General features: G+C 43.5%; 18 protein-coding genes and 1 pseudogene. 15 read left to right on the top strand and 4 right to left on the bottom strand.

Annotated features, from left to right (window positions below):
* Window positions 1-57: 57 nt before the first annotated feature.
* Window positions 58-1,227, bottom strand: coding sequence for an MDR family MFS transporter (locus LDK34_RS06480; protein WP_263863206.1), 1,170 nt, complete (start codon window positions 1,225-1,227; stop codon window positions 58-60).
* A 321-nt stretch (window positions 1,228-1,548) separates the two neighbouring features.
* On the opposite strand from LDK34_RS06480, the gene adhP reads away from it, so the two are divergent.
* The 4 genes and pseudogenes from adhP to LDK34_RS06495 form a co-directional block, all read left to right on the top strand.
* Window positions 1,549-2,571 (top strand): alcohol dehydrogenase AdhP, encoded by a 1,023-nt coding sequence (gene adhP / locus LDK34_RS06485; protein ID WP_178943211.1) that lies wholly within the window; start codon window positions 1,549-1,551, stop codon window positions 2,569-2,571.
* Between the two features lie 441 nt (window positions 2,572-3,012).
* Window positions 3,013-3,297: a type II toxin-antitoxin system Phd/YefM family antitoxin gene (locus LDK34_RS06490; protein WP_178943212.1), complete on the top strand. Its 285-nt coding sequence runs from the start codon at window positions 3,013-3,015 to the stop codon at window positions 3,295-3,297.
* A 75-nt stretch (window positions 3,298-3,372) separates the two neighbouring features.
* Complete coding sequence (locus tag LDK34_RS12680; protein WP_353735883.1) at window positions 3,373-3,420, top strand: hypothetical protein; 48 nt, start codon at window positions 3,373-3,375, stop codon at window positions 3,418-3,420.
* An 84-nt stretch (window positions 3,421-3,504) separates the two neighbouring features.
* Window positions 3,505-3,708: pseudogene (locus LDK34_RS06495) on the top strand (oxidoreductase); the annotation flags it as partial.
* Between the two features lie 82 nt (window positions 3,709-3,790).
* On the opposite strand, the gene add reads toward LDK34_RS06495, so the two are convergent.
* The gene (gene add / locus LDK34_RS06500; RefSeq protein ID WP_178943213.1) at window positions 3,791-4,801 is read right to left on the bottom strand and encodes an adenosine deaminase; all 1,011 of its coding nucleotides are present in this window, start codon (window positions 4,799-4,801) and stop codon (window positions 3,791-3,793) included.
* 174 nt (window positions 4,802-4,975) lie between these two features.
* Here add and LDK34_RS06505 point away from each other — a divergent pair, with 174 nt between their 5' ends.
* The 5 genes from LDK34_RS06505 (at window position 4,976) to LDK34_RS06525 (ending at window position 10,115) form a co-directional block, all read left to right on the top strand.
* Window positions 4,976-6,331 carry an NCS2 family permease gene (locus tag LDK34_RS06505; protein WP_225439119.1) on the top strand — a complete coding sequence of 452 codons (1,356 nt, stop codon included), beginning with the start codon at window positions 4,976-4,978 and terminating at the stop codon, window positions 6,329-6,331.
* Window positions 6,332-6,394: 63 nt separating this feature from the next.
* Window positions 6,395-8,167, top strand: a complete 1,773-nt coding sequence (locus LDK34_RS06510) for an adenine deaminase C-terminal domain-containing protein (RefSeq protein ID WP_236941586.1) — start codon at window positions 6,395-6,397, stop codon at window positions 8,165-8,167.
* 189 nt (window positions 8,168-8,356) lie between these two features.
* Window positions 8,357-8,896: a helix-turn-helix domain-containing protein gene (locus LDK34_RS06515; protein ID WP_161003593.1), complete on the top strand. Its 540-nt coding sequence runs from the start codon at window positions 8,357-8,359 to the stop codon at window positions 8,894-8,896.
* Between the two features lie 93 nt (window positions 8,897-8,989).
* Window positions 8,990-9,148, top strand: coding sequence for a hypothetical protein (locus LDK34_RS06520; RefSeq protein WP_178943215.1), 159 nt, complete (start codon window positions 8,990-8,992; stop codon window positions 9,146-9,148).
* 1 nt (window position 9,149) lies between these two features.
* On the top strand, window positions 9,150-10,115 hold the full coding sequence (locus LDK34_RS06525; RefSeq protein ID WP_236941587.1) for an alpha/beta hydrolase: 966 nt from the start codon (window positions 9,150-9,152) through the stop codon (window positions 10,113-10,115).
* Window positions 10,116-10,196: 81 nt separating this feature from the next.
* On the opposite strand, the gene LDK34_RS06530 is transcribed toward LDK34_RS06525, so the two are convergent.
* Window positions 10,197-10,637 (bottom strand): VOC family protein, encoded by a 441-nt coding sequence (locus tag LDK34_RS06530; RefSeq protein ID WP_017260928.1) that lies wholly within the window; start codon window positions 10,635-10,637, stop codon window positions 10,197-10,199.
* Window positions 10,638-10,912: 275 nt separating this feature from the next.
* On the opposite strand from LDK34_RS06530, the gene LDK34_RS06535 reads away from it, so the two are divergent.
* From LDK34_RS06535 to sfsA, 6 genes are all read left to right on the top strand, one after another.
* Entirely contained in the window at window positions 10,913-11,680 is a 768-nt protein-coding gene (locus LDK34_RS06535) for a flavodoxin family protein (protein WP_178943217.1), read from the top strand.
* Window positions 11,681-12,053: 373 nt separating this feature from the next.
* Entirely contained in the window at window positions 12,054-12,800 is a 747-nt protein-coding gene (locus LDK34_RS06540; protein WP_236941588.1) for a polyphosphate polymerase domain-containing protein, read from the top strand.
* Window positions 12,782-13,456 (top strand): DUF4956 domain-containing protein, encoded by a 675-nt coding sequence (locus tag LDK34_RS06545; protein WP_178914706.1) that lies wholly within the window; start codon window positions 12,782-12,784, stop codon window positions 13,454-13,456. Before LDK34_RS06540 ends, LDK34_RS06545 begins: the two co-directional genes overlap by 19 nt.
* Window positions 13,457-13,507: 51 nt before the next feature.
* A complete protein-coding gene (locus tag LDK34_RS06550) occupies window positions 13,508-14,080 on the top strand; it encodes a TetR/AcrR family transcriptional regulator (protein ID WP_178914707.1) in 573 nt (190 codons plus the stop codon).
* A gap of 20 nt (window positions 14,081-14,100) precedes the next feature.
* Window positions 14,101-15,567 (top strand): CotH kinase family protein, encoded by a 1,467-nt coding sequence (locus tag LDK34_RS06555; RefSeq protein WP_178943219.1) that lies wholly within the window; start codon window positions 14,101-14,103, stop codon window positions 15,565-15,567.
* Window positions 15,568-15,596: 29 nt separating this feature from the next.
* Window positions 15,597-16,421 (top strand): DNA/RNA nuclease SfsA, encoded by an 825-nt coding sequence (gene sfsA / locus LDK34_RS06560; RefSeq protein ID WP_236941589.1) that lies wholly within the window; start codon window positions 15,597-15,599, stop codon window positions 16,419-16,421.
* Between the two features lie 71 nt (window positions 16,422-16,492).
* On the opposite strand, the gene LDK34_RS06565 is transcribed toward sfsA, so the two are convergent.
* Window positions 16,493-17,299, bottom strand: a complete 807-nt coding sequence (locus LDK34_RS06565) for a CPBP family intramembrane glutamic endopeptidase (RefSeq protein WP_236941590.1) — start codon at window positions 17,297-17,299, stop codon at window positions 16,493-16,495.
* Between the last annotated feature and the right edge of the window lie 269 nt (window positions 17,300-17,568).

Below are 17,568 nucleotides of genomic sequence, written 5' to 3' on the forward strand. Positions count from 1 at the left end.
CAATGTGCACGTTCGCAAGTGCCGCACTGTTCAGGATATTTTTCATTTAAGAGGTAATTATTTCGATGTTTTAGCCTGTTGTTTAACACGTTCTGAGTGCGCACGCCAATAAACGGCAACCAACGCAATCATCTGCACGCCACCAACCGCCATGAATAAAACGGGGAATGTGGCATAATCTAGCATAAAGCCACCAAATAGTGGACCCAATGCACGGCCAAACGCAATCGCCATGTTGGCAAAGCCCTGATAGCGGCCGGCTTCACTAGCAGGCGCTTTAACTGCGATCCAAGCCGGCAAGGCCGGATGGCCAATCATTTCACCAAACGTAAGCACGATCATAGTGATCACAAACATTGCATAGGTGCGCGCAAAAATCAGCATAAAGAACGACGCTGCAAACAACGTGATCCCAACAACAATGACGTTTTCAATCTTAAAACGCTCACTCCAGCGCGTAATTACTGGCTGTAACAACACGATAATGACACCGTTCAAAGTCCACAACAGGCTATAATTCAGCACAGGAATGCCTAAATTGGTCATGTGAACCGAAATCACACTTTCCCATTGTGAGTACGCCAGGTTAATCGCCAGCAATAACACTAAAATCAACGTGATCAAAACAGTTGGCCGTGATCGCTTTCGTGTGACACTGGTCTTAGCATTCTTAGATTGTGCCGTTGACCTGTTCGTTTGTGTTTGCGGCTTAACATTAAAGTGTAAGGCTACGACGAGCGTCAGGGCTGCGTAACAAACGGCCGCAATAATAAAAACCGTCGTAATACCAAATTTAATGGCATAGCCGACAATCAAGGTCCCAATCACGACCCCGATATTCATCGACACGTAAAGCATGTTAAACACATGCCGTGTCGAGGTAGATTTCACCCATGTTGCCAGTGAATTCAAAATGGTCATGTTGACGCCGTCGCCAAACCCGACAACTAGCAACAAAATGCCATATACCGGCCAACCATGCCAGAATATCAAGGCGACTACAGCTAGGGTAGCCAAAGCTGCTGACAGTACCCCCGTCTGATATGGTTTCCAGTGATCGAATAAATAACCGCCGACCGAATCACCGACGATCATCATCAAGGACATCCCCAATAACACCAGTCCTGATAAAGTAAGTGATTCATGAAGATAATTATGTAGATAAATCGTCGTCAGTGGCCATAAGAAACTCGCCCCGCTGTTATTCAACATGGATGCTACAAACAACCAGCTAAATTTAACTTCTGAACGTTGGGATGACAGAAAAATCCACTCCTTTGAGTTCGTTTGTCCTACTTATCTCATTCTATCACGACGCCGAGATTAGGTCGCCTATAGACGGTTAATTGATATTTATTCACAAGAATATTTATGAAAGTTACTTACTTAAAATTCGTATATCGCCTTTTTGTAAAGTTCGTTTCGTTTACGTTTAAATTAAAAACATGTAAAAAAATTACAAATGCTCATTTATTCACTTTAAATTCAACCGTTTGCCTGCTATGATGTAAACGTAAACAAAAAAGGACACATAAAGGAGATTGCTTCATGAAAGCTGCTGTTGTTAGAGAACCAGTCGACGGATTTGTTGACGTTAAAGATGTTACATTACGTGATTTAAAACCTGGTGAAGCTTTAGTAGATGTTGAATACTGTGGCCTTTGTCACACCGACCTTCACGTCGCTGCCGGTGACTTTGGTGAAAAGCCTGGCCGGATTATCGGTCATGAAGGTGTTGGGATCGTTTCTAAGGTTGCTGATGGCGTTGATGCCGTTAAAGTTGGCGACCGTGTCTCCATCGCTTGGTTCTTCAAGGGCTGTGGCCACTGTGAATATTGTCTGACTGGCCGTGAAACACTTTGCCGTCAGGTTCAAAATTCTGGTTTCACTGTTGACGGTGCGATGGCTGAACAAGTTATCGTTGACGCTAACTACGCTGTTAAGGTTCCGGATGGCTTGGACCCTGTTGAAGCAACTTCCTTAACTTGTGCCGGTGTTACAATGTACAAAGCAATCAAAGTTGCTGACGTAAAGCCTGGCCAATGGGTATCCGTTGTCGGTGCCGGTGGTTTAGGTAACTTGGCTATCCAATACGCTAAACACGTATTTGGTGCCCATGTTGTTGCCGTTGATGGTAACCCTGACAAATTGCAAGCTGCTAAAGAAGCCGGTGCTGACTTGCTAATCAACCGTCACGATGGTGATGTTGACAAGCAAATCCAAGAAAAGGTTGGCGGTGTTCACGCTGCTTTGGTTACTGCTGTTACTACTGCAGCCTTTGACCAAGCCGTTGACTCACTCCGCCCCGATGGTAAATTAGTTGCCGTTGCCTTACCACAAGGTGACATGCAATTGAACATTGCTAAGACGGTTCTTGATGGTATCGTCGTTGCTGGTTCATTGGTTGGTACTCGCCAAGACTTAGCCGAAACATTCCAGTTCGGTGCTGAAGGTTTAGTTCACCCAATCGTTAAGACTCGTAAATTATCAGAAATTAACGACATGATCCAAGAATTAATGGACAACAAGGTTGTTGGTCGTAACGTCGTTGACTTCGTTCATAACAAGTAAAAGATTAAACCAGTGCGGACAAACCCGTATTGAAATTGAGCACTAACGGAATAAGAACGATTAGCCGCACTTTGGCTGATGGTTCTTATTTTGTTAGGCGGAGATTTCAGGGTTTGGTAGCACGACGATGACCAGTGCGGACAAACCCGTTCTGAAATTGAGCATTAATAGAAAATCGGTTGTTGGCGCATTTTGCCAATGATCGATTTTTGATTAGGCGCAGTTTTCTGCGGTGGCGAACACGACGATGCTAAACCAGCGCGGACAAATCGCATTCAGGAAACACAAACAAGATTTAAAAAAATCGTACACATCCTTCCTGACAGACAATATAGGAATGTCCCCTTTCCAATAAGTGTATTAGTCCAAATTATCTTTTATGTACATAAAACTGGGGCTTGAATTATACTACGTCTAAACTATCTAAAGGGGGTCTATTTTATGGCAGTAAATATCTCTGCAGCTAGTGTCAGCGATTTTCGAAAAAACTTTAAATCATACGCCGATGACGTTAGCGACCTTAACGAATCGCTGATTATAACGCGCCCTAAGCAAAAAAATGTCGTTTTAATCAGCGAACAAGAATACAATTCCCTAAAAGAAACAAACTATTTATTAGCAACAGCTGCTAATCGAAAAGCGCTTCAAACCTCTCTAAATCAGATCGATCGCGGTCAAGGTCACATTCTGACACCTGAGGAATGGGAGAACCTGAAAGATGATTAAGTTCAATATTGTTTTCTCCCCAATAGCTTGGAATGAATACGGCGCATTGACAAAGAAAATCAAATTGTCTATAGCGTGACCGGTACGGCCATAACCATCTTCCAGCTTAAATATCATTACTGATTGCTTAAAATTAACCTATCTTTGCAAAAAAGTGTTCCACCTCTGTCTCAGACTTCTTGATAAAAATAGCAATCAGCATTTCCAGCAGCCATTAACGCTGACAAACTGTTATCAGAATCAGGCGTCACTTACACAACGCGCCATGAACCTTACGTCGGTGTTTCCGGGTCGCGCCAAAGCATCGCTGATGTCGTGTTGAAAATTGTTGCCGATCGCACCTTTGCGACAAATGACAGCATTGGAATTGCTGATCCAGCCACTCAAGGTGAAAATCGGCCTGTTTATTAAAATAAAAATCAAATGAAAATACGGATTGGTTAGCTCTCAAAACGAGGCTACCCAATCCGTATTTTTGTATTCACACTCTATATTAATGCGTTGCTACATACTCATCTAATTCTTTCAGGTAAAGTGCCTTTTGTTCTTTGCTAATCCATGAGCTTTCAAACGAATTCTTAGCCAATTGAACGACCTGTTCCTTCGTTAAATCAAACTTGCTGGCAATTGCATAATAGTTATCAGCAATATACCCACCAAAATAAGCAGGATCATCTGAGTGAATCGAAACTTTGACGCCCTTTGCCAGTAACTCGAGTACTTCTTTACCCTTCATTTCAGGGGAAATAAAGGCATTGGACAGTGGACAAGAAGTAAGCCCAATCTGATTTTTACTAACAAAATCTACGAGGTCGGGATCTTCGACGATATTCGTGCCGTGGTCTAAACGCTCAACACCAATAATCTCTAACGCCTGTCGAATATGCTCGATAGAATCTTTTTGATCAATATCCGCGTGAGCAGTTAAATGCAGACCAGCGGCAGCAGCATCAGCGAACTGACGAGCAAACTTAAGAGGTGGATTGTTGTGTTCGTCAGAATCCAATCCGACACCCACCAGCTGATCCTTGTATGGCAATGCTTCAACCAAAGTCTGTCGAGCAGACTCACTAGTAAAGTCACGTAGGAAACACATGATCAATGCTGCATCAATATTCAGCGCTCGAGCATCAACGATTGCGCGATGCAGTCCGTGAAGCACTGTTTCAAACGCAATTCCACGACTTGTATGCGCCTGTGGGTCGAAGAACATTTCCACATGCCGAACGTTATTAGTGGCAGCTCGTTCCAAATATGCAAAAGCTAGGTCATAGAAGTCCTGTTCTTTTTGTAAAACATCCATCGCTGGATAATACACGGCCAAAAACGAGGCCAAATCGTCATAATCATACGTTTTTTGAACTTCTTCCACGGTCTGTTGACCGATATCGATATGATTTCTTTGTGCCAATTTTAACTTCAAATCTGGTTCCAGTGTTCCTTCAATATGTACATGTAGTTCCGCTTTGGGTAAACCACTAGTAAATTCACGGGTAATTGGCATTGCTTGAAATCCTCCTAATATTGTTCGTGTATTGTGATCAAAAACATCATATCACATTTTTTAAATGTGTAAATACAGTAAAACACGAAATATGATATTGATTTAGTTTGTGATGTATGGAATACTTTTGTCACATTCAAAATACATTAGAATAATTTGAAGGAGTATATCCCCATGCTAGGATTAAGCAATCAGCACAGTCTCGTTGGGTCGACATTTCTAGAGCGTACATTTCATCTTTCGGAGCAAGGTACAACAATTCGGCGTGAGTTATTGGCAGGTCTTACGACTTTTGTATCAATGGCCTATATTCTATTTGTTAACCCAACTATTCTCGGTGCTTCTGGAATGGATAAAGGGGCCGTTTTCACTGCAACTGCCTTATCTGCTATTATCGGCTGCTTACTAATGGCTTTTTTAGCGAATTATCCTATCGCTATCGCACCCGGACTAGGCGATAATGCATTTTTCACCTACTCTGTTGTTCTCGGAATGGGCATTTCTTGGGAAAAAGCAATGACTGGTGTCGTGGTGGCAGCTATTTTATTTACCATTCTGTCGTTTCTGAAAATTCGTGAGATTGTTATTGATGCCATTCCCCGTGACCTAAAGTTAGCGATGGCTGCTGGGATTGGTATTTTTATTGCTTTCGTTGGTCTGCAAGGCGGCGGTCTCGTAGTTGCAAATAAATCCTCACTTGTAGCCATTGGGGCACTCAATGTGTCGACAACATGGCTCACAATTTTCGGTATTCTCGTTATTGGTATGTTGATGGCACGTAAAATTCCTGGTGCAATCTTCATCGGTCTAGTATCAACTACCGTCGTTGGCCTGATAACAGGACTAATCAAGGCACCTTCAAAAATCATCTCATTGGCACCAAGCCTTGGCCCCACGTTTGGTGCCGGTCTTAAACATTTCCCATCCCTAGTTGATCCACAAATGTGGGCAGTTGTTCTGATTTTCTTGCTCGTTGCTTTCTTTGATACGGCTGGAACTTTAATTGGCCTCGCACAACAGGCTGGCATTATGAAAAACAATAAAATGCCGCGAATTGGTCGCGCGCTTATGGCCGACTCGCTCTCAATGCTAGCGGGGTCTGTAATGGGCACGACACCGACCTCTGCTTACGTTGAATCATCAGCTGGCATCGCCGTCGGTGGTCGAACAGGATTAACAGCTTTAACTACCGGATTATTATTCGTATTGAGTATGTTGTTTTCACCACTGCTGACTGTTGTCACCAGTCAAGTAACCGCACCTGCATTAATTATTGTCGGTGTTTTAATGGTCTCCGCATTACGTGACATTCAGTGGCAACGGTTTGAAATTGCACTGCCTGCTTTCTTAGTCGTTATTGGGATGCCACTTACTTACAATATTTCTTACGGAATCGCGTTTGGTTTTTTGACTTATCCAATCATGATGACTGTTGCTGGCAAACGAAAAGAAGTGAATGGCATCATGTGGGCATTATTATTTATTTTCGTCATACTACTGTATGTCCTCAATTTAATGCCAAAGTCCTAAACAGAATTTGAACAGACTTTTGAAACTCACAATCCTAAACAAAGAAAGTGAAGGTAATCTAAAGTGACTACTGTTAAAGAATTAAGCGAGTATATTGATGCCGGCGTAGCTAAGACGCCGGCTAGCATGGTTATTGAACATGGCACCTTGGTCAACGTCAATACTGGCGAATACTACCAAACTGATGTCGCTATCTATAAAGAACGCATTGTCGCCGTAGATACAGATATTTCTGATTACATTGATGAGAATACGAAACACATCGATGCAACCGGTAAGTATCTGGTACCAGGTTTGATTGACGGCCATATTCATGTGGAATGTAGCAAACTGAGTATGACCCGTTTTGCGGAAGCGGTTGTTCCTCATGGCACTACTAGCATTATTTCAGGTCTGGATGAGTATATTTCAGTACTGGGACTTAATGACCTGCAGGAAATCTTCGATGAAATTAAACCCTTACCACTCAAACTATTTTGGGGACTACCTTACAAAACGCCTTATACCATTCCCAAATCCACTATTGCCTACAATGTGTCAGCTGCTGATCATGAAAAATATCAGGCCTTGGATCAATGCTACGGAGTCTGGGAAACCGTTCGTGAGGCCGTGCAAATAAAGGATTCGGATACACTTCAAGCAATCAGTTCGGCACAACAATATCACAAGCCAATTTTTGGATGCTCTCCAATGACCCGTGGTAAAGAGCTAAACCAATTTCTTATGAGCGGTGTCACCATTGATCATGAAAGCTATAGCCATGCAGAATTTTTGGAAAAAGCGCGGAAGGGCGTTCATGTTGTTATTCGAGAATCTTCCGTAACTAAATTTCTCGCTGAGAATATTCGAGCAATCACTGAAGGTGCGGCCGGCGTTGCACGTCATACCAGCTTTTGTACGGACGACGTTAATGCTAGCGATATTTTAAATCACGGACATCTAGATCACATGATTCGACTAGCAATCAAGGCCGGCCTTTCCCCGATGACGGCAATTCAAATGGCCACTTTAAATAGTGCGGAAGCATACCACATTGATAATCAGGTCGGTTCAATTGCTCCTGGTAAAGATGCAGATATTCTTTTAGTTGATCAGCCTGACCAATTTAATATCGAAACTGTCATTAGCAAGGGACAGCTCGTTTATGACACTCAGAAAACTGTCTTTCCCTTTGTTCCCCCAGTGCGCACCCCAAAGATTCTAAACACTGTCAAACATGTTGAAATGACCGCCAGTGAATTTGATTATCATGCTGACATTTCGGATGGTCCCGTCACAGTCCGTACCATTCACAGTGTTGGCCCATTTGTCAGAAAACAAAAAGATATCGAATTGACGGCTCATAATGGCATCATTTTGCCAAGCATAGAAAAAGATGCCGTTTCTGTATCTGTCATTGAACGCTATGGTATTAACCAAAATCATGCTCACGGTTTCATTTCAGGTTGGTCAATCAAGCATGGTGCGATTGCGACAACAAGTGCTCCTGACGATAATAATATGGTTGTGGCAGGCGTTAATACAGCAGATATGGCGTTAGCCGCAAATACATTGCTAAAATGTGGTGGCGGTCAAGTAGTTGTTATGGATGGTAAGATTTTATCACTGCTGAAATTGCCAATTGCTGGCATTACAACTGACCTAACACCTGTCGAATTAGCTACCATGGAAAATGAACTCAAACAGAAATCAATTTTACTTGGCTGCCAGTTACCGGATCCGCTATTCTATTTATCCTTCTTGCCGATTACGGCAATTCCCGACTTGGCAATTACAGACGGTGGGAACGTCGACTATACAAAATTAACTTACTTTGACCCCGTCGTTGGCCATTAATTATCCTGATAAAACATAAAGAAAAAGAATGAAATCTTTTAACCGATTTCATTCTTTTTTCTTTATTAACTAACTTATGTGATAATAATTTAATCACATAATTCCCTCTGTTATCATCATGCGCCCATTAGGTGCTACCCAGTTTCACCAAATCATGCGACACTTTGCTCATTAAGAAAGGAGCGACTTATGGAATTAGCCACTGCATTAAAAGCTGCTCGCCAACAAGCCAATTTATCACAGCAGGCCGTTGCCGATGAGCTTCATATTTCACGCCAATCCATTTCGAAATGGGAAACTGGCAAAACGTTGCCGGATATCGAAAATCTAATTCGGTTAAGTACGCTTTTCGATTTGTCTTTGGACGATTTAATTAAGGGAGATACCACTATGATGACAAAGATTTCGCATGACTCTAAAGTGTTCACAATATTAAAAATCGTGTTAGCAACGCTTGTCCTGACCATTGTGTTTGCGTTAACGATTGCTTTCACACTTGTCCAGCTAGTCCCAGGCACCGTTCACCCAATTCTAGTGTATGTGCCGATTTTGTTCAGCCTAATCGTACCGGTTGGTGCGCTCTTGTACATGCTCATCAACATTCGTAAACAGCCTAGTCGTGGAATGAAAATAGCACTTGTTCTAGCTCTAGCAGGTGTACTCTGCGTATTTACTTTGCGGATTCTGGCTACCTTTTTTCAATTACCATATTTAACAGACGTCATTTAATTTTTGCTGAACCTTCGTTTGATAATCTGGTCTATAATGACCGTAATTGAAACTAACATCGTAATCGTTATCAAACGAAGGAGACGCTTGCTTATGAAAAAATTGCTATTCATCCTCAGTTTAAGTTTTAACGTTTTATTGGCCTTTCAAATGAACTTAGCGCACCAACGGCTTGAAGCATTCCGGCAACAACAGGCCGAGACTGACAGACGAAACGGATTGTCAAACTCGCAAACAAAGGATGGCGAGTAACATGCACGTTTCAGACGATATGCTTCGACCTGAATTACAGCGATTTGGTCGCATTGCCCGTCGAGCTGTGCCTTATTTGACGCCGACTAAAATCCACGTTATCAATGCCCTTGCAGGTGCACAGCGCGGCATTGGTCGCAAATCACTCAATTATGAACAGCACTTTATCGATCGGCCAGATGGTAGCCAACTACGACTCTGTGTGTATACATCGTTGAATCGACCACACAATGTACCCGGTATCCTCTATTTGCATGGCGGTGGTTACGTTATGGAGCGGCCCGAAACAGAGGCGTTTGCCATTCAACGTTTTATCAATGCTACAAACGCAGTCGTTGTTGCACCGGATTATCGCTTGGCAAGTGAAGCACCTTATCCGGCCGCTCTAAATGATGCCTACCTTGCCTTAAAATGGCTTCAACAGCATGGTGCTGAGTATGGCATGCGTGACGATCAAATTATGGTAGCTGGGGCCAGCGCCGGTGGCGGCCTGACTGCCGCGTTGACATTGTATAACCGCGATCATGGTGATGTTGGTATTGCTTTTCAAGTGCCACTGTACCCCATGCTTGATGACCGCATGTTGACGGAGTCGTCGCAAAACAACGATGCGCCCGTTTGGAATACATTGTCTAACAAACTGGCCTGGCAAATGTACTTGGCCAATCAGTTTGCGCCAAACGAAGTCCCAATCTATGCCGCGCCCAGTCGAGCAACTGATTTTCACGATTTGCCCGCTACGTGCACGTTCATCGGCGATGTTGAACCATTTTATGATGAGACAATGCAGTACATGCAGAAACTTAAGGAGAGCGGTGTCCCAACCTTTAGTAAGGTCATGAAAGGTTGCTTCCACGGTTTTGATATGGTTTGTCCAAACTCAGCAGCGGCCCAAGAAGCGGTTCATTTCTTAACTGAAACATTGCAATACGCCACAACCCACTTCTTTCAAAAACAACCTGAATAAAAAACGAGTAAACCTCGTGCAATGACTGTCGTTTCGAACAGCATTGCACGAGGTTTACTCGTTTAATGACGATTTAATTTATTACGCTGGTTCATTCATTGGCGCTTCATCAATAACAGGCGCGTTTTGAACCCAGTCATGCGGACGACAATTAACAATCCAGTTCACACCATATTCATCAGTGAACTCGCCGCGTTTGCCACCAAAATAAGCGTTCGTATACGGTTCAGTCACACGTACTCGACCAGAGTTGGCCACGTGTTCGAAGAACTTTTGAGCCTTAACAACGTCTGCGTTATCATCTGCGTTAAATTCCAGTAAAATCGCAATGTTTGTCGCATGTTGTGGCTGGTTCATGAAGTCGTCGGCACATAAGATTTCTGAGCCCATGACTTCAAAGCCACCATGCATCGTTGAGTTATTTAAATCAGTATCAATTAAATCTAAATCCCGCGCTGCGTTCTTTGTTACCGGAATGCGGAATAGATGGTCTGCGCCAAAAACTTCATGGTAATAGGCCATCGCTTCTTTAGCGTTGGGGAAGTGGATATATGGATGTAGTGAAGATGCGATAATCGGTCCCCCATTTCAAATGTAAGGACAGTATAGTGAACAATTCCGCCGCTGTCAATTTGACAAAACGATTATTTATGTTACACACCAAGGTCAACAACATTAAATAAGTATGCTAAAGTGAATATATAAAACACGTCATAAATGTTGATTTATCAAGTGATAACAACGATTCATACCATTTTTACATAGATTTTAAGTCACGAAACCTAGGGGACGATTTGATGAAGGTACTTGGTATCTTGGGCGCACATAAACAGCATGGTGTGACCGCCAAGTTGCTCGCCACAACTTTGGCCGCGGTACCCGATTCTACTGAAACGGAAACAATTTATTTGGAGGACTATGATATTCATCCAGATATTAAGGGCCAATCCAATCCCGTTCTGGATGAGCTCACTGAGAAATTGCTAGCCAGTGACGTCTGGGTGTTTGCTGCACCAACATTTTGGGGCGGTCTTTCTGGTGTGACAAAAAACTTTTTGGACTGTTTACGTTGGCGTTTGGTACGCATCGATCATGTCGATGATGCTCACCCTGCCCGCTTCAAGAACAAACATTATCTATCCATTACAGACTGTTACATTAGTCCCATTAACAACTTCTTCACAGGCATTACTGATGAAACGTTCAAACAGATTGATCGCGTCATGTCTGCCGCCGGTGTGATTAAAATTCATGAAATCGTCTGCCCTAATACGTTTAAAAATGGCGACCACATCCCCGAAAGCAAACTTCAACTCTGCCACAAATGGGGCGCCCGTCTACCACAAAAATCGAAACGAGATGATAATACAATGAAGCGCTACGTTGAACTTTTCTGCATGATTGCCGTGATGTCCTTAATTACGATGGGCATTCAACGTGCTCTCAGCGGTGTCATGACGCAAACTAACTTCTGGATCAACTGGGTGACGTTTGTCGTTATTTTCTTCGTTTTGCTGGCCATCATTCTCCACACGGTGACTTTTTTGGTTCACCGCCGACGGTAAAAATTGCAGGTATTTTTATAAACGTTCAGTTAGAGCGTTGTCTTCAATAATTTGGAGACAACGCCCTAACTGAACGTTTTTTTACTATTTATGAAAATTAGTGTTCTCAAAATATTGCCCACATTCTGAACCGCAATCGCCTGAATCCGCGGATACATTCTCACATTAATTCATCAGGCAATTAAAATTGATAGGGCAAATTAACACAGGTGTCTCATTCTTGTGTACAGCGTTCGACAAGGATGATATACTGTGTCGATTGTATGAGTAATTACTCAAAAAAAGTCCGTTTATCGGCGGATTACATACTAAAATCACAGCCTGAATTATCTTTAAAAAATTAGACAACGGCACAACTCAAGGAGGCCTTAACATGCTCGCCAACCTGGCGGCACCACAAAAAAGTGCGGTGCCAATGGTGTTTGAACGCCATGAACAAAAATACGTCATGGATCAGTCCACCTATCAACAACTTCTTAAAAAATTAGGCGATCAAATTCGCATGGATCAATATGGTAAACAGACGATTTCATCTCTGTATTACGATACCGAAGATTACATGTTTGCTCGCCGACAGCTCGACAACAGTAAGTATCGTGAGAAATTACGTTTGCGTGCTTATGGCGACCCAGTCGATCATCATCAACCGGCCTTTGTGGAATTAAAGAAAAAGGTCAACGGCATCACTTACAAACGGCGCGTTACCCTGCCTTATAACCAGGCTCACCGTTATCTTGCCAGTCGCAGCGGTAGCATCAGTCGCAATGACGATATGAACGCACGCGAAATTGACCGTTTTACGCACTCCCATGAATTATCACGACAAACAGCAGTCATTTATGAACGCACAGCGTACAGTACGGTCGACGGTTTGCGACTGACGTTTGATGAAAATATTCGCTGGCGCTCTCGTAATGTCAATCTGATTAACCACAATCAGGGCATCCCTTTACTGGCCTCAGGCATGGTCGTCATGGAAATTAAATTACCACGTGCGCTGCCCTTTGAATGGAGTCAATTATTCGCCTCCCTTAAACTTTACCCACAACCATTTTCAAAATACGGCCTGATCTATAAATACGGCATTCAGGGAGGGCAACAATGCTTATCAGTTATTTAGGACCCAAACACCACCTCGTGACGTTTGAACAGATTTTCATCACGACATTAGTTACATTGATACTTGGTCTTATCGTCGCCTTTGTTTATATGTACCGGAATCACTATTCCAAACACTTTATTTTCTCGATTGCGTTACTGCCAATCCTAGTCCAATCCATTATCATGATTGTTCACGGAAATCTGGGCGCCGGGATTACTGTGGCTGGGGCCTTCAGCCTGGTTCGTTTCCGATCGGCACCGGGTAACGCTCGGGAAATGGTCACCATCTTCTTTGCCATGACAATTGGTTTGGCAACAGGCCGTGGTTACCTGCTTTATGCGACTTTCTTCACCATTGTCGTCAGTTTAGCAATGCTACTGTACACGATGCTCGACTTTGGCGCCAGCAATCAAAACGAGCGGTTAATGAAAATCACCGTGCCGGAAAATCTTGACTATGAGCATGAATTTGATGCCATCTTTGATCGGTATGCAAAAGAAGTCACCCTCGATAATGTTCGAACGACTAATTTGGGGAGTCTGTTTGAACTACAATATCGACTCGTGCTTAAAAAACCGGATCAACAAAAAGCTTTTATCGACGCCTTACGGGAACGCAACGGCAATCTTGAGATTTCCATGCGAACAGACGTCACCAGTAACAATTCGCTTTAACATTTAGGTTAGGAACCACCGTTTCAAGAGGAAGTACCAAGGAGAACAGATATGAAAAAAGCACTATCACGGGACTACATTGTCACGGAGGCCTACCACGTTGCTGAACAGGACAGCCTCCAAAAGCTATCTCTACGCGGTATGGCCCGCCATCTGGGAGTGCAACCACAAACGTTATACCATTACTTTCCAAGTCTGGATGATTTAAAGGCGGGCGTTGCTGATTATGGTCGTCAACTCGTTGAACATGAGCTCTACACTAAGCTCGTCCCTGTTTCTGGCAAGGATGCACTTAAGGTTTTCGCCATCACGCTATTTTCGTTTGCCCAGGATCATCCATCCTTCCAGGAAATGTTGACGACAGAACATCACGGCTTTCGTTCACCACTCAAACTCGAAGACGCACCAGCTGGCGCAATCGTAAATATTCTGCGCGATATTTTGACACCAATGGTTGCTGACGAGCAGGAACGTGAGCGAATGATGCGGTTCTTTTTGAGTACGCTGTTTGGATACGCCAAACTGTCATTTAACGGTTTCTTCCCACAAAGTGTTAACGCAGAAGCAGACCTGAGTGACCTTATTGATATGGTCACTCAAGTCATCCCCAATGGATCGAAATAAATCACGGAGGGTCTTGAACCATGTCTAAAAAACGCCGCCCACGCGTGGCGCTCATCAGTTTAGTTGGCCTCATTCTAGTCTTGCTGGTGGGTACGTTTACGTGGCTTCATTTTAATTCCACGCGTCAGCTACCGCTGGGTTCGCGACAAAAGGTTGAACGATTGCCGCGTGTCAAAATCAAGGGTGCTGTTTCACAAACGGTCGATAAGAACCCTACCGTCCGTTTTTCGTTTAAAGATCGTAAAACGGGGGTTCAAGAAGACGGCTATGCCACCATGAAGTGGCAGGGTCAAAGTTCGCGCCGCTATCCGCAGAAAAACTGGAAAATTAAGTTTTATAAAGATAAGTCACTGAAACACAAACTAAAGTGGCGGGCCGCACCGGGGTGGAAAAAGCACAGCAGCTATGTATTAAAGGCCAACTATATTGACGCCACTCAATCGCGTAACGTCGTTAACTCACAGTTATGGTCAGACATGGTTGCCACCCGTTCTGGTGCTCCAAAACAGTTAGCTGGCTCACAAAATAACGGTGCCATCAGTGGCTTCCCTATTGAAATGAAAGTTAACGGTGACCGCTGGGGCCTCTATACACTTAACACGCCTAAAGATGCCAAGCTGTGGGGGCTAGATAAACACGACCCTACCAACATCGCCATCAGCAGTAATGAGTGGGATAAAGCCGATATGTTTTGGTCCGACAAGGTTCGTTACAATGCGACCGGTTGGACCCCTGATGTACCTGATTCGTTAACTCGTCAACAAAAGCAAGACTTTGAACGGTTGGTTCACTTCGTTAATACCAGCGATATGCAAACGTTTAGACAACATGCTCCTGAATATTTGGACGTTAATTCCGTCATTGATATGTATTTGTTTGCCAACCTTATTCACGATCAGGACGGCCTTGGACGCAACCTTGAACTGCTCACTTATAACGGTCAAATCTGGCACGCCACCATGTACGATCTCGATTCCACTTGGGGGCTGTATGAAAATGGCCGCCACATTTATCCGTCGGGTGAATCTGTATCCCATAACTATCCGAACCACGGCGATCTCAAAACGGCAGAAGGTAATCGCCTGCTACAACAAGTTGCCCAAGCCTATCCGGAACGCGTTCAGTCGCGTTGGCGTCAACTCCGTAAATCCACACTGACACCAACTAAGGTTAATAATGAATTCACAACATTCATGACCACAGTTGGTGATCCTAATTATCAGGATAACTTCCAACGTAACCCTGGAATTCCATCCAAAAAAATTACGAGTTTGATGCAAATTCGCAATTCAGTAAATCGTCAGTTTAAGGACTGCGACGCACTTTTCAACGACTATACGAGTAACGTCAAACGACTGAACTTCAATTACGTCGCGCCAACGCCGACTGAATCCGAAAAAGCCAGTTCTCGCGCAAAGGCCAGTTCAGCTAAGGCTCAGTCCGAAAACAGCCGTAATGACGATAGTAGTGATGTCAAACTCCCATAGCTAACTCTGCCTGCCTAAGGTGTAAACTATTGTTGAATGAAGTGCTGATTAGTTCACTATTTATCAGCACTGTTAAACATGCGGAGGAAGACACAATTATGCAGTATGAAGGCGCACAATTGGCACATTATGTGGACCGACCAAGTCGTTTTACGTGCCGAGTTGAACGAAACGGCGAAACCATTGAAACTCACTTAAAAAATACGGGTCGTGGTGCAGATCTGCTAATTCCCGGCGCAACTGTTTCAATCGTGCCAGCTAAGAATCCTGAACGTAAAACACACTGGGACATGGTCTCTGTCATCAAACGCACTGACCATGGTGACTTCTGGGTCAACATTGATAGTGCCATGCCAAATAAGGTAACTAAGGAAGCGGTAGACGCTGGTCTACTCACCTTTCCTGACTTACCTGGCACAATTACAGAATTCCGTCCTGAAGTGACGTTTGGCGATTCCCGTGTCGACTTCAAAGGTAAGACGAGCAACGGACAAGAGTTCTTTGTCGAGACTAAGGGGGCAACGTTAGAAAGCCACGGAATCGTCGGCTTTCCGGACGCACCAACGATTCGGGCAGTGAAACACGTTTATAATCTTGAACATGCGATTGATGAGGGCTACATGGCCTATCTTTTCTTCGTCATCCAAATTGATAATATCGACGTGCTCACCCTCAATCATCACATGGCGCCCAAACTTACAGCTGCTATTAAGGCGGCTGTTCCGCACGGGGTTAAAATTGCCGCCTACTGTTCAAAAGTCGACGAAAATGGCATGACATTGCACCGGCCGGCTGAGTTTCGGATTGATGAACCATTTATTGATCCGCAGGTGGAGATGGGATTAATTAAATAGACTGTACAAAAATAACGCGTTCACAAATTAGAGTGAGCGCGTTATTTTGAGGTTTCAAAGCAACTTCATATTCACGAATTTTCTGATGTCTTTGAATCAAGCTTTTTAATTAACGCGAATTTTCTGTCACCAAACATCACGACACTAATTCCAACGATGCATAACGCCACAAACATTACGATATTTGCTGTCCAGTTGATTTCAGAATCCGGTCCATTTTCAATACCATTGGCCAATGTTGCGAAAAAATCCCACGAAAAATGAAACAACATCGAATTTAACAAATTACCAGATTTTATATATATTGCACCTAAAATCACACCGAGCCCGACTGTTTGAAGAACTTGAGCCAAGGTACTATCGAGAGACTGCACATGTAAATTACCCATGTGGTAAAGTCCAAACAGAAGGCTACTAATGCCCAGCGCCCAGATTGCACGAAAGCGCGTTGTTCCGGACATTTGTTGGCCAATGTATGTCAACACAAGTCCACGCCAGATAAACTCCTCGGGAATCGCCGCAATCAATCCAACCGTCAGTGCTTCCCATGCTCTCGTGGGATGATGTATCGCTACCGCTGACGCCACAAAAAAGGCAATAAGGGTCGCCAAAACGATAAGTTTACGAATACTTTTCCGCTTCGGGCGTGCAATCATCACGTTTGCTTTCAGTAATTTTAGATTCAGCACGAATGCGATAAGAAATTCCATACCCTTATAAACAATATTTTCAACCCAAAAATGGTGTGTGAATATCGCGTCGAACAACGGACCGGCAATTACCTCATCAAATAGTTCAATAATCAATATCGTCACAATCAAACGAAGCCAAATGTGATCTTTTAATGTTTCCTTACTTGCTAGTAAAATCTTCCCCATATTGCATCGCCTGCTTTTCGTTTAATGGTGACTACTTTAACGGTTGAATTGGTGTTTAAATGATTTTATTGCACCAACCCAAGCAACGTGCAATCGCCTAGAATTAGCTTACACAAGCCTCAAAATTAAATAAACTTCAAAGGGGTCTAAGTATCTTAGCACCTCTTTAAATCCTGTTAAATCAACAAACGGCATCATTATTTTTTTAGAGCAATATGTCTAGTTAATGCATTTCATTAGGGCATCACAAAGGTTTTTAGTGTCGAACA

This window comes from Furfurilactobacillus milii, assembly GCF_021654115.1.
Lineage (GTDB): Bacteria > Bacillota > Bacilli > Lactobacillales > Lactobacillaceae > Furfurilactobacillus > Furfurilactobacillus milii.

Coding starts and splice junctions, on each gene's coding strand:
- adhP (WP_178943211.1), top strand. CDS start 1,549: ATGAAAGCTGCTGTTGTTAGAGAACCAGTCGACGGATTTGTTGACGTT.
- LDK34_RS06490 (WP_178943212.1), top strand. CDS start 3,013: ATGGCAGTAAATATCTCTGCAGCTAGTGTCAGCGATTTTCGAAAAAAC.
- add (WP_178943213.1), bottom strand. CDS start 4,801: ATGCCAATTACCCGTGAATTTACTAGTGGTTTACCCAAAGCGGAACTA.
- LDK34_RS06505 (WP_225439119.1), top strand. CDS start 4,976: ATGCTAGGATTAAGCAATCAGCACAGTCTCGTTGGGTCGACATTTCTA.
- LDK34_RS06515 (WP_161003593.1), top strand. CDS start 8,357: ATGGAATTAGCCACTGCATTAAAAGCTGCTCGCCAACAAGCCAATTTA.
- LDK34_RS06520 (WP_178943215.1), top strand. CDS start 8,990: ATGAAAAAATTGCTATTCATCCTCAGTTTAAGTTTTAACGTTTTATTG.
- LDK34_RS06525 (WP_236941587.1), top strand. CDS start 9,150: ATGCACGTTTCAGACGATATGCTTCGACCTGAATTACAGCGATTTGGT.
- LDK34_RS06530 (WP_017260928.1), bottom strand. CDS start 10,637: ATGGCCTATTACCATGAAGTTTTTGGCGCAGACCATCTATTCCGCATT.
- LDK34_RS06535 (WP_178943217.1), top strand. CDS start 10,913: ATGAAGGTACTTGGTATCTTGGGCGCACATAAACAGCATGGTGTGACC.
- LDK34_RS06540 (WP_236941588.1), top strand. CDS start 12,054: ATGCTCGCCAACCTGGCGGCACCACAAAAAAGTGCGGTGCCAATGGTG.
- LDK34_RS06545 (WP_178914706.1), top strand. CDS start 12,782: ATGCTTATCAGTTATTTAGGACCCAAACACCACCTCGTGACGTTTGAA.
- LDK34_RS06550 (WP_178914707.1), top strand. CDS start 13,508: ATGAAAAAAGCACTATCACGGGACTACATTGTCACGGAGGCCTACCAC.
- LDK34_RS06555 (WP_178943219.1), top strand. CDS start 14,101: ATGTCTAAAAAACGCCGCCCACGCGTGGCGCTCATCAGTTTAGTTGGC.
- LDK34_RS06565 (WP_236941590.1), bottom strand. CDS start 17,299: ATGGGGAAGATTTTACTAGCAAGTAAGGAAACATTAAAAGATCACATT.